8 protein-coding genes are annotated in these 12,012 nt (G+C 61.5%); all 8 read left to right on the top strand.

The annotated features are described in order from the left end of the window. Positions 1-128 precede the first annotated feature (128 nt). The 8 genes from ASD64_RS17205 to ligA all read left to right on the top strand — a co-directional run bounded on the left by ASD64_RS17205 (position 129) and on the right by ligA (position 11,335). Entirely contained in the window at positions 129-1,055 is a 927-nt protein-coding gene (locus tag ASD64_RS17205; RefSeq protein ID WP_056107409.1) for a D-alanine--D-alanine ligase, read from the top strand. Beyond that, positions 1,043-1,984 (top strand): cell division protein FtsQ/DivIB, encoded by a 942-nt coding sequence (locus ASD64_RS17210; protein WP_056107412.1) that lies wholly within the window; start codon positions 1,043-1,045, stop codon positions 1,982-1,984. The genes ASD64_RS17205 and ASD64_RS17210 overlap by 13 nt, the downstream gene beginning before the upstream one ends. Beyond that, entirely contained in the window at positions 1,981-3,288 is a 1,308-nt protein-coding gene (gene ftsA / locus ASD64_RS17215) for a cell division protein FtsA (protein ID WP_056107415.1), read from the top strand. The genes ASD64_RS17210 and ftsA overlap by 4 nt, the downstream gene beginning before the upstream one ends. A 69-nt stretch (positions 3,289-3,357) precedes the next feature. Further along, positions 3,358-5,025, top strand: coding sequence for a cell division protein FtsZ (gene ftsZ, locus ASD64_RS17220; RefSeq protein ID WP_056107418.1), 1,668 nt, complete (start codon positions 3,358-3,360; stop codon positions 5,023-5,025). Positions 5,026-5,308: 283 nt separating this feature from the next. Next, positions 5,309-6,247 carry a UDP-3-O-acyl-N-acetylglucosamine deacetylase gene (gene lpxC, locus ASD64_RS17225; RefSeq protein WP_056107423.1) on the top strand — a complete coding sequence of 313 codons (939 nt, stop codon included), beginning with the start codon at positions 5,309-5,311 and terminating at the stop codon, positions 6,245-6,247. Positions 6,248-6,436: 189 nt separating this feature from the next. Continuing rightward, complete coding sequence (locus tag ASD64_RS17230) at positions 6,437-7,303, top strand: outer membrane protein assembly factor BamD (protein ID WP_056107636.1); 867 nt, start codon at positions 6,437-6,439, stop codon at positions 7,301-7,303. Between the two features lie 9 nt (positions 7,304-7,312). Further along, positions 7,313-8,989, top strand: a complete 1,677-nt coding sequence (recN, locus tag ASD64_RS17235; protein WP_056107426.1) for a DNA repair protein RecN — start codon at positions 7,313-7,315, stop codon at positions 8,987-8,989. A gap of 141 nt (positions 8,990-9,130) precedes the next feature. Next, a complete protein-coding gene (gene ligA, locus ASD64_RS17240; protein WP_056107428.1) occupies positions 9,131-11,335 on the top strand; it encodes an NAD-dependent DNA ligase LigA in 2,205 nt (734 codons plus the stop codon). Positions 11,336-12,012 lie beyond the last annotated feature (677 nt).

The raw sequence follows: 12,012 nt of genomic DNA on the forward strand, positions 1-12,012 counted from the left end.
TCTCTGCCCTGGAGCGTTTCCTGATTTGAGTCGTTTAGCGCGTTGATTTTCTGGCCGGGGTGACCCGCCGGGCGCTGGATTCTTGCGTCAGGGAGTGAGTTGCCAACCCGCCTAGGGGATGACGGGGAATGAAGAACAAGCACGTGGCTGTCCTGCTGGGTGGCATCTCGTCCGAGCGGCCGGTGTCTTTGTCTTCGGGCAAGGCGTGTGCGGATACGCTGGAGGCCGAAGGATACCGCGTTAGCCGTGTCGATGTGGATCGTAACGTCGGTGCTGTGCTTGCCGATCTGAAGCCGGATGTTGCCTTCAATGCCTTGCATGGTCCTTTTGGCGAAGACGGCACGATCCAGGGGATCCTCGAATATCTCGCCATTCCCTACACGCATTCCGGGGTTCTGGCCTCGGCGCTGGCGATGAACAAGGCTCAGGCCAAGAAAGTTGCCAAGGCGGCTGGGCTGCCTGTTGCGGAATCCAGGATCGTCAGCCGGTTTTCGATCGTCGACAAACATCCGATGCAGCCGCCTTACGTGGTCAAGCCGGTCAATGAGGGGTCGAGCTTCGGCGTCGTGATTGTCAAGGAAGGGCAGTCGCATCCGCCGCAAGTGATTTCATCGCCGGACTGGAAGTATGGTGATACCGTCATGGTGGAGCGCTATGTTCATGGGCGCGAGTTGACCTGTGCTGTCATGGGCGATGTGGCGCTGGGTGTTTGCGAGATTATCCCGACGGGCCATGCCTTCTACGACTATGATTCAAAATACGTGGCCGGCGGATCAAAACACGAATGCCCGGCAAAAATTTCACCGAATATTTACCAAAAAGTACTGACACTGGCCCTCAAGGCTCACCAAGCGATCGGTTGCCGGGGCGTATCCCGGTCGGACTTCCGTTACGACGACCGTCACTCCGAAAACGGCGAGGTTGTCTGGCTTGAGGTCAATACCCAGCCGGGCATGACGCCGACGTCTTTGGTGCCCGAAATCGCCGCATATGCGGGACACTCGTTCGGCGATTTGTTGAGTTGGATGGTGGAGGACGCTTCGTGTCAGCGTTGAGGTGGAGGCAAAGTGGCGGAAGGGGTGTGGTCGGCCCGGCGCTGTTTAACGCCTTGGCGCCATTCGGCCGTTTCGTTCCGCCACGCTGGCTGCGCCGGCCGTTGCGCGTGGTGTCGAAACTGGGCGAGGGGGCGTATCGGGCGCCGCCTTACACTGCGACTATCCTGTCGGCTGTGCTGCTTTCGTCCAGCGCCACTTATGGCGCGTATCTGGGTGGCCATCTCGATGGCTTCGTGCAGGGCGTCACTGCCCGAACCGGTTTTGCGGTCGACCAGATCAAGGTGGTGGGCAACCAACATACTTCCGAGATCGATATTCTCGATAAGCTCGAGCTGAACGGTTGGACGTCGCTGATAGGGCTGGACGTTGAAGCGGCGCGCGAGCGGATCGCATCGCTTCCATGGGTCGAGGTCGCCGCCGTTCGGAAGGTGTATCCACACACACTCGAGATCCGTATCGATGAGCGTCAGGCTTTCGCGCTCTGGCAGCAGGGCACAGCACTTAATGTGATCGAACGCTCCGGTCGCATCATCGCGCCCTTCACGGGAGGGGATCTGGCCAAATTGCCGCTGATCGTTGGAAGCGGCGCGCCGGATCATGCGCCTGATCTGGTTGCCAGAATTGACGGGTTTCCAGAACTTGCCACACGGGTCAAAGGCTATATCCGTGTCGGTGACCGCCGCTGGGATATTCGCCTGGACAACGGCATCACGGTGAAGTTGCCGGAAGATGGTGTCGATCAGGCGCTTGCGGATATCGTTCGGATGGACCGTGAAAACGGCCTGCTGAGCCGTGACGTGGTTGCTGTCGACCTGCGGATTTTGGACCGCGTGGCCGTGGAGTTGTCGCCCGAGGCGGCGACGGCGCGCATGGCGGCATTGAAGCAAAAACCGAAGGCGCTCAACCGCAAGCCGGAGAAGAAGATATGAACTGGCTTGGCGGGAATAGCGATTCCTCATCGCGCCGGTCGGGCATCCTGACGGTACTCGATGTCGGTTCCAGCAAGGTCTGCTGCGTCGTTGCCAAGCTCAAGCCCAATGAAGATGGCAAACTTCTGCGCGGCCGTTCACACCGAGTCCAGGTGATGGGCATAGGCCATCAGAAATCGCATGGCGTGAAGTCCGGCGTGGTGGTGGACCTTGATCGCGCCGAACACGCCATTCGCCTGGCGGTGGATTCCGCCGAACGTATGGCAGGGCTGACCGTCGATTCCCTGATCGTCAATATGACGGCGGGCCGCCTCAAGAGCGAAACCTATTCTGCGACCATCAATCTGGGTGGGCACGAGGTCGACGAAGGCGATATCAAAAAGGTATTGCTGGCCGGCGCACGACAGGCACTGAAATCCGAACGGGAAGTGATCCATTCGCTGCCGGTAGGGTTCGCGCTCGACGCCGAGCATGGCGTGCGCGATCCGCGCGGCATGGTTGGCGACACACTGGGTGTCGACATGCATGTGCTGACCGGTGATGCGGCTCCGTTGCGCAACCTGGAACTCAGCATCAACCGTTCGCATCTGTCGGTCGAGCGCCTGGTGGCCACACCCTATGCCAGCGGCCTGGCCGCCTTGGTCGATGACGAACTCGAAATGGGCGCTGCCTGCATCGACATGGGCGGCGGCACCACGACGATCTCGATCTTTTCGGAAGGATCGTTCGTGCATGGCGATTCCATTCCCATTGGCGGCAACCACGTTACGCTCGATATGGCCAAGGGATTGTCGACCACGATCGAAGCGGCCGAACGCCTGAAGGTCATGCATGGTTCGGCATTGCCGGGAAGCGCCGACGATCGCGATCTGGTCACCATCCATCCGATCGGCGATGATAATGAGGCCCCGTTGCAGGTTCCGCGTTCGGTCATGACCCGCATCATCCGTGCCCGCGTCGATGAGACGCTGGAATTGCTGCGCGATCGAATCAACAAATCCGGCTACGGCAGCGCGGTCGGCAAGCGAATCGTGCTGACCGGTGGTGCCAGCCAGCTTGCGGGGCTACCTGAAGCGGCGCGACGCATCCTTGGGCGGAATATACGGACCGGGCGGCCGCTCGGCGTAGCGGGTCTTCCGGAAGCTGCCAAGGGGCCGGCGTTTTCGACAGTGGTTGGGCTTTTGATCTATCCGCAGATGGCAAGCTTCGAGAGCGTTTCTGCAAGAGGGATGTCCAGTCTGAAGATGACTGGAACGGACGGACGACTGCAACGCATGAGTCAGTGGTTGAGGGATAGTTTCTAGAGTTGACGGGGACAGCCCCATAGGCGGCCGCTACGGCGAAGCGGCGGGAAAAGACAAAGGACGAGGACAATGGCAATCAATCTGCAAAAGCCGGACATTACCGAACTTAAACCACGCATCACCGTGTTCGGTGTCGGCGGCGGCGGCGGCAACGCGGTCAACAACATGATCACCGCGGGCCTGCGCGGCGTCGAGTTCGTGGTGGCGAACACCGATGCCCAAGCGCTGACCATGTCGAAGGCGGAGCGGCTCGTCCAACTCGGCGCACATGTGACCGAGGGGCTTGGCGCCGGTTCGCAGCCCGAGGTGGGCCGGGCGGCTGCTGAAGAATGCATCGACGAGATCAACGACTACCTGTCGAACACGCATATGTGCTTTGTCACCGCCGGTATGGGTGGCGGCACCGGCACCGGCGCAGCGCCTGTGGTTGCCCGCGCAGCCCGTGAAAAGGGCATTCTCACCGTGGGCGTCGTTACCAAGCCGTTCCATTTCGAAGGCCAGCGCCGCATGAAGACGGCTGATCTGGGTATCGAGGAACTGCAGAAGTGCGTCGATACGCTGATCGTCATCCCTAACCAGAACCTCTTCCGTCTGGCCAACGACAAGACCACCTTTGCCGACGCATTCGCGATGGCCGACCAGGTGCTGTATTCCGGTGTTGCCTGCATCACCGACCTGATGGTCAAGGAAGGGCTGATCAACCTCGACTTCGCTGACGTTCGTTCGGTGATGCGCGAGATGGGCAAGGCAATGATGGGTACCGGCGAGGCATCGGGCGAAGGCCGCGCGATGGCCGCAGCCGAGGCCGCGATCGCCAATCCGCTGCTCGACGAAACGTCGATGCGCGGCGCCAAGGGCCTGCTGATCTCGATCACCGGCGGCAAGGACCTGACCCTGTTCGAAGTCGACGAGGCAGCAACCCGTATCCGCGAGGAAGTAGACCAGGACGCCAACATCATCCTGGGCGCCACCTTCGACGAAGACCTCGAAGGCGTCATCCGCGTTTCGGTGGTTGCTACCGGAATCGACAAGTCGGCCGAGCAGATCGCCGCCGCGCCGATCACCATCCGGGCGGCTCCGCCGAAGCAGCCGGCGCGTCCAGCAGCCATCGCGGAAACACGCCCGGCTCAGACTCAGCCGACTGCTTCCCAAGAACCGCGTGCACATGATCCGATCGCCGAGGCCATTCATCTTGCCGAACAGAATGCAGCGGCGATGGCCCATCGGCCGGCTCCGTCTGGCCATGCCGACGACGACTTCCGCCCGCAAAGCAAGCTGTTCCAGGCACCTCCTGCGCCGCCGCATGTCCAGCATGTCGTACCCCTGGCCGCCCAGCCGGCACCACAACCGCGCGAAATGCCCCAGCCGGTCGCAGCAGCACCGCAGCGCATGCCGCGCGTGGAGGATTTTCCTCCGGTGGTGAAGGCGGAAGTGGAGGCCAAGTCGCACCCGGTTGACCATGAGGATCGCGGCCCGATGGGCTTGCTCAAGCGCTTGACCAATGGCCTGACCCGCCGTGAGGAAGAACCGGCGCGTTTGCAGCCGGCCCAGCCGCGCGAGCCGAAACTGCGCCAAGCTGCTCCTGAAGTTCGCCGCCTGGCCAACCATGACCCGCAGCTTTATGCACCGCGACGCGGCCAGCTTGACGATCACGGGCGTCTCGCTTCGCCCTCTCGTGGGAATCACGAGGAAGACCAGCTAGAAATTCCGGCCTTCCTTCGGCGTCAGGCAAACTGACCGTTAACCGATTGTAACACTTGTTAACAGGCAGACGAGGAAATCGTCTGCCTGTTCTCGTATAAAGCACTCGAAAAACAAGACGTTATGGCTGGGGGCGTCTAAGAATTTCGCGTTACATGAAGTAAGAAAGCGTGATTTGGAGTCTGTTGGGCGCATTATTATCTTCGCGACGGCAAAATGCAGCTGCAGGTTTTGGGGAAGGGGCCTCCAGCCGTGGCTTATACGAAGCCTGTCGGACTGACAAAGCCGACAATGTGGGCTTGGGCACACGGGGATCGTTTTGAACGACTATCAAACGACAGTTAAATCGCGCGTGACGCTGGCGGGAATTGGCGTTCATAGCGGTAAGCCGGTTTCGGTAAGCTTCGTACCTTCAGAGGCGGATACCGGCATCTCGTTCCACTTTATTGGCGGATCGGAGCCAGGCAAGGAACTCCGTGCCCTTGTGTCGGAAGTTGGTGCGACGGACCTTTGCACGCTTCTTGGGGACCCGTCCGGCCAGCATGTTGCGACCGTGGAACACCTGATGGCCGCGCTTCTTGGCGTTGGCCTCGACAATCTCGTCATCGAAATCGACGGCAACGAGATTCCGATCCTCGACGGCAGTGCGGCCATGTTCGTCGATGCGATCGATCAGGTTGGCATTGAGACGCTATCGGTGAAGCGGCGCTTTATTCGCGTCGTCAAGCCGATCCGCATCGAAAGCGGAGCATCCTGGGCAGAATTCCGGCCCTACGCTGGCACACGTTTCGAGGTTGAGATCGATTTTGAAAGCCCGGCTATCGGCCGGCAGCAGTTCGCCTCCGATCTGAACGCCGATGTCTTTCGGCGTGACATCGCACGGGCTAGGACCTTCGGCTTCATGAAGGATGTCGAGCGGCTTTGGGCTGCTGGCTATGCACTTGGCTCGTCGCTGGAGAATTCGGTGGTGATCGGCGACGATAACCGCATCATCAACATGGGCGGACTTCGTTATCCGAACGAATTCGTGCGTCATAAGACTCTCGATGCGATGGGCGATCTTGCTTTGGCCGGGGCGCGCTTCATCGGCTGTTTCCGTTCCTACCGCGGCGGTCATCGGCTGAACGCCGCGGCACTTCGGCGGCTCTTGTCTGACCGTAGCGCTTTCGAAATTGTTGAAGCGACACGGCCCGGACGGGGGCGCAGCGCTGAGATGAGGGCAGTCAGCGCCCCCGTTCATGCGCCTTGGGTGATCTGACAGCGGACCAGATCGGTGCGTTGTGGCAGGAGTGCATCATTGCGCAACTGATTGGGGGCATTTGCGCCTCTCAACCTTGCTGCCACAAAAATGTGCGATTGCCGGACGATAGCGTTGCCGCGCAAGGCGGTTATAGTCTATGGCTGCTCGCTGATGACTGAAATGGTGCCGAAAGGGCAGACCCCAATCATGTTGTTCAAACGGGCTGATCGATCGATGGCACCCGCGAAGCGTATTTTCCTGGCCCTGTCGGTTGCAACAGCGCCCTTGCTACTTGCGGGTTGCATGTCGTCTGAAAAGGACATCGATCTCTCGACTTATGTCGACCAGACCGAGCCTGCGGACGTGCTCTACAACCAAGGTCTTGCCAATCTCAACGCTGGGCGCCTCAGTGAGGCCAGCAAGAAGTTCGCGGCTGTTGATCGCCAGCACCCGTATTCCGAATTCGCCCGTAAATCGATGGTGATGGGTGCTTTCTCCAACTACCGGCAAGGCAACTACGAAGAGGCTATCGGTTCGGCCAAGCGCTATCTTACGCTTTATCCTTCGACGGAAGACGCTGACTATGCGATGTACATCATCGGCCTCAGCTATTTCCGACAGATCAGGGATGTCACCCAGGATCAAAAGGAAGCGCGCCTCACCGTCCAGACCATGCAGGAATTGGTCACGCGGTGGCCGGATTCGGAATATGTCGAGGATGCCAAGACGAAGATTCGCTTCGCCAACGACCAGTTGGCCGGCAAGGAGATGCAGATAGGCCGCTACTATCTCGAGCGGCGTGAGTATCTCGCGGCGATCAAGCGTTTCCGCAACGTCGTCGAAAGCTACTCGAACACCCGCCACATCGAGGAGGCGCTGGCTCGACTGGTGGAGGCCTACTATGCGATGGGCCTGACTGATGAAGCGCAAACGGCGGCTGCCGTTCTTGGCCAGAACTACCCGGATAGCCCGTGGTACAAGGATTCCTACAAGCTGCTGCAGGGCGGCGGGCTTGCGCCGCGTGAAAATGCCGGTTCGTGGATTTCCAAGGCCGGAAAGCTGATTACCGGCTGACGGTCCCTCATGCTCGCCAGATTGTCGATCCGCGATATTGTTCTGATCGAGAAGCTGGACATAGACTTTTCGCCTGGGCTGTCGGTACTGACCGGCGAAACGGGGGCGGGCAAATCCATTCTGCTTGATGCCCTGTCGCTTGCCCTCGGCGCTCGAGGCGATGCCTCGCTGGTTCGCCATGGAGCGACGCAAGGCCAGGTAACGGCAGTCTTCGATGTGCCGCGCAACCATCCCGCGAGACTGTTGCTTGCCGCGAACGCCATCGATGACGACGGCGATATCATTCTTCGTCGCCTGCAGACAGCGGACGGGCGAACGCGCGTCTTCGTCAACGACCAACCCGCAAGCGTCACCTTGATGCGCGACATCGGCCGCGCGCTGGTCGAAATCCATGGACAGCACGACGACCGGGCGCTGGTCGACGCAGGCGCACACCGGGACCTGCTCGATGCGTTCGGGGGCCATGCAGGCGCTGTTCGTGAAACCGGCGAAGCATGGCGGACCTGGCGGGCGGCGGAGCAGGAACTCACGCGCCATCGCGCCAAGGTGGAGGCAGCGACACGCGAGGCCGACTTTCTCAGGGCGTCGGTAGCGGAACTCAACAAGCTCGATCCGCAGCCGGGCGAGGAAGCCGAACTTGCCGAATTACGCGCCCTGATGATGCGGGCCGAGAAAGTCGCGGCTGAAATCCACGATGCGCAAGATGTGCTGTCAGGGCCTTCCTCGCCTCTGCCGCAACTGGCAAGTCTGCTGAGACGTTTGCAGCGCAAGGCGGGTGAAGCACCGGGGCTGCTTGAAGATGTCGTGAAATCGCTGGATGAGGCACTGCTTTCCCTCGACGCTGCGCATGCGGGTATCGAAGCAGCACTCCGTGCGACGGAATACGACCCGCAGCGGCTGGAAAAGGCTGAAGAGCGGCTGTTTGCCCTCAGGGCGGTTGGGCGCAAGCACAATGTCGCGGTGGACGATCTTGCCCGCTTGCGCGACACCATGGCCGCCGGCCTCGCCGATCTCGATGCGGGAGAGGATCGTCTGCAAGGCCTGGAGAAGCAGGCTGTGGCAACGCGCGGGCTGTATGATGAGACGGCGGCGCATCTTTCAGCGCTGCGCTACGCTGCCGCGACCGGCCTGCTCAAGGCGGTGATGGCGGAACTTCCGGCTTTGAAGCTGGAGCGAGCCGAATTCATTGTCGAAATGTCCAGCGAAGCCGACAACCGCATGGAAGAAGGTATCGACCAGATCGAGTTCTGGGTGCGCACAAACCCCGGCACGCGGCCCGGCCCGATGATGAAGGTCGCCTCCGGGGGCGAGCTTTCGCGCTTCCTGCTGGCGCTCAAGGTTGCGCTGGCCGACCGCGGATCTGCGCCGACGCTTGTGTTCGACGAGATCGATACCGGCGTGGGCGGTGCCGTGGCCGACGCCATAGGACAGAGGCTGGCGCGCCTGTCCAAGCGCGTGCAGGTGCTGTCGGTCACCCATGCCCCCCAGGTGGCGGCGCGCGCCGCAACGCACTTCCTTATCTCGAAGTCGGGCGGGGCCGACCGGGTCGCAACCGGCATTGCCGAGATGGATACCGGTGCCCGCCAGGAAGAGATCGCCCGTATGCTTGCCGGCGCCACAATCACCGACGAGGCTCGCGCTGCGGCGGAACGGCTGCTTCGCGAGAACACGGCAGCGGCTTCCTGAATTGTCGCGGCTGCCAAGGCCGGTTGCCAAATAGAGTCAGGATAAGAGCGTATGTGGCTGTTTCCTTGCAGCTTCCTGCGCTACTACTCCGCTATCGCTTGATCCGTCTGTGTTTCGCACTGTTCGCGTGGGAGAGGCGCCATGTCTGAAAAACCCGTCGATGCCATGACCACAGGCGAAGCGGCCGACGAACTGGAGCGGTTGGCGGCGGAAATAGCCGAGCATGACCGGCGCTACCACGCCGAGGACGCGCCGACGATTTCCGATGCTCAGTACGATGCGCTGCGGCGGCGCAATCTTGCCATCGAGGAACGCTTTCCCGATCTGGTTCGCGAAGACTCTCCGTCCAAGACCGTAGGTGCGCCGCCGGTGGAAGGCTTTGCCAAGGTACGCCATGCGGTGCCGATGCTCAGCCTTGCCAAGGCTTACACTGATCAGGATGTGGTCGATTTCATCGAGCGCGGCCGACGTTTCTTCGAGCGCGATAGAGACCTCGACATCGCCTTCACGGCAGAACCGAAGATCGACGGCCTGTCGGCCTCCCTGCGCTACGAAAACGGGGTGTTCGTACAAGGGGCGACGCGCGGCGATGGGGCGGTCGGCGAAGACATCACCGCCAATCTCAGGACCATTGCCGATATCCCACATCAACTTGCGGGCGAGAATTGGCCGGAGGTCATCGAAATCCGCGGAGAAGTCTATATGACCTATGCGGAATTCCAGGCCTTGAAGGAGCGTTCCGCAGCCGCCGGCGGTCAGGATTACGTCAATCCGCGCAACACGGCGGCCGGCTCGCTGCGGCAGAAGGATCCATCGGTCACCGCCAGCCGCAATCTGAAGTTCTTCGCATATGCCTGGGGTTACACGACAGAGGATCCGGCTCCGACGCAGTACGATGCGGTGCAGAAGTTTGCCGAATGGGGGTTCAAGATCAGCCCACTGATGGTGCGGGCCAGATCGGTCGAAGACCTGATCGCACAGTACAAGCTGATCGAGGCGCAGCGTTCGTCGCTCGGCTATGACATCGACGGCGTCGTCTACAAGGTCGACCAACTCGACCTGCAGCGCCGCTGGGGCTTCGTCACCGGCGAACCGCGCTGGGCGATCGCCCACAAATTCCCCGCCGAGCAGGCAACGACCACGGTGCGCAAGATCGACATCCAGGTTGGCCGCACCGGTACGCTGGCTCCAGTGGCGCGGCTTGCGCCGGTTACGGTCGGCGGCGTCGTTGTCGAGAACGTCACGCTTCACAACGAGGACTACATCAAGGGCTTCGACAGCTTCGGCCTGCCGATCCGCGAGGGTGTAGATATCCGCATCGGCGACACCGTGGTGATCCAGCGGGCAGGAGACGTCATTCCGCAGATCGTCAGCGTGGTGATCGACAAGCGGCCTGCCGACGCGGTGCCCTACGAGTTCCCGCATAACTGCCCGGTGTGCGGTTCTTCCGCTACGCGCGAGATCAACGAGAAGACCGGCAAGGAGGATTCGCGCCGGCGCTGCACGGGCGAGTTGATCTGTGCGGCGCAGGCCGTCGAGCGGCTGCGCCATTTCGTGTCGCGTGGCGCCATGGATATCGACGGGCTGGGCGCCGAAAACATCGACCTGTTCTTCAATGCCGGGCTGGTCAAGACCGCTGCCGACATCTTCACGCTCAAGGATCGCCGCCCCGAGGTGCAGTTGGCGCTGGCCGAACGGCGCGAGGAGCAGGCCAGGCAGCGCGAGGCGGCTTCGGGCAAGGCGCGCAAGAATGTCCGCAGTGTGGAGGACCGCAATTTCGAGGGGCTCGACAAGCTGTTTGCGGCCATTGATGCACGCCGCGAGCCCGAACTCGACCGTTTCATCTTCGCGCTCGGCATCCGCCATGTCGGCGAGACGACCGCTGCCATGCTGGCGAGGACTTTCTCGACCATCGAAGAACTGATCCGCGTCGGCAAGGAGACGGCGGCCGCTGCCGATCCGCACACGGTGTTTCCGTCGATCAACGGCATCGGCGATACGGTCATCGGAGCGCTGCGCGATTTCTTCGGCAACCAGCGAAACGACGATGTGCTTGACGCGCTGCTCGCTCATATCCGCCCCAAGCCGTACGTCTTGACCGTTTCTGCCGACAGCGCGGTGGCCGGCAAGACCGTCGTGTTCACCGGATCGCTTGAAAAGATGTCGCGTTCGGAGGCGAAGGCGATGGCCGAGCGCATGGGCGCCAAGGTGGCCGGTTCGGTTTCCGCCAAGACGGACCTTGTGGTGGCCGGGCCGGGCGCGGGTTCGAAGCTGAAGCTGGCAAGCGAGCTTGGCATCGAGGTTATCGACGAGGACCAGTGGTTCGTCCGCGTCGGCAAAGGGTGAGTCTTTTCATCGCCACAGCCGGTATTCGCGTCTGGTGATCTTTGCCCCGCTGGTTCCCTGGTTTCGCAATTCCGAACGGAAAACCGGCTTCCACTTTTACTGGAATTGCTCTTAATCTCGCTCGCTGCGCTTGTTGCTGGCGGGGGGCACGCTCTGTGCCCTTTCCCCTTGGCGGCGGAAGGGAAAAGCGCGCGCCTCTCGACTTCGTCATCCTCGGCAAGCATGAGCGCAGCGAAAGGCGCGACCCGAGGATCCATGCCGTAATGGCCGGGAGGCTCAGGGGGGTTCAGAACGAGGGATGTTCTGCACCGTATCGCGCTGCCGCTTGGTCACGGCATGGATCCCAGGGTCTGCGCGACGGCCTTCGGCCTGCTTCGCCCTAGGATGACGAAGGTGGGATGGCACATCTATTCATCGCCACGCCCGGCTTTGCCGTCTGGGTGTCTTTGCCCCGCCCTTAGGCTCGCTCGCTGCGCTCGTCGCTGGCGGGGACCCTGAATGGCCAGACGGCTATTGGAGTTCGTGCTTTATGGTTGCCACGCTGCCTTTTCGGCCCTGGCCATTGTCAAAGAACGGACCTCGCTTGAGAGGTCGGGAAGACGGGCGGCCGTTCGGACGCTCGTTTAGTAATTTAGTGCGACCTCGCGGCCGCCCGTCCGGTGGCTGTCATCCCGTCG

The organism is Mesorhizobium sp. Root157, from assembly GCF_001427385.1.
In the GTDB taxonomy this organism is placed as follows: Bacteria; Pseudomonadota; Alphaproteobacteria; order Rhizobiales; family Rhizobiaceae; genus Mesorhizobium.

What these genes read in the sequence shown, in the direction of transcription:
- ASD64_RS17205 (WP_056107409.1), top strand. Translation starts at nt 129, where the DNA reads ATGAAGAACAAGCACGTGGCTGTCCTGCTGGGTGGCATCTCGTCCGAG.
- ftsA (WP_056107415.1), top strand. Translation starts at nt 1,981, where the DNA reads ATGAACTGGCTTGGCGGGAATAGCGATTCCTCATCGCGCCGGTCGGGC.
- ftsZ (WP_056107418.1), top strand. Translation starts at nt 3,358, where the DNA reads ATGGCAATCAATCTGCAAAAGCCGGACATTACCGAACTTAAACCACGC.
- ASD64_RS17230 (WP_056107636.1), top strand. Translation starts at nt 6,437, where the DNA reads ATGTTGTTCAAACGGGCTGATCGATCGATGGCACCCGCGAAGCGTATT.
- recN (WP_056107426.1), top strand. Translation starts at nt 7,313, where the DNA reads ATGCTCGCCAGATTGTCGATCCGCGATATTGTTCTGATCGAGAAGCTG.
- ligA (WP_056107428.1), top strand. Translation starts at nt 9,131, where the DNA reads ATGTCTGAAAAACCCGTCGATGCCATGACCACAGGCGAAGCGGCCGAC.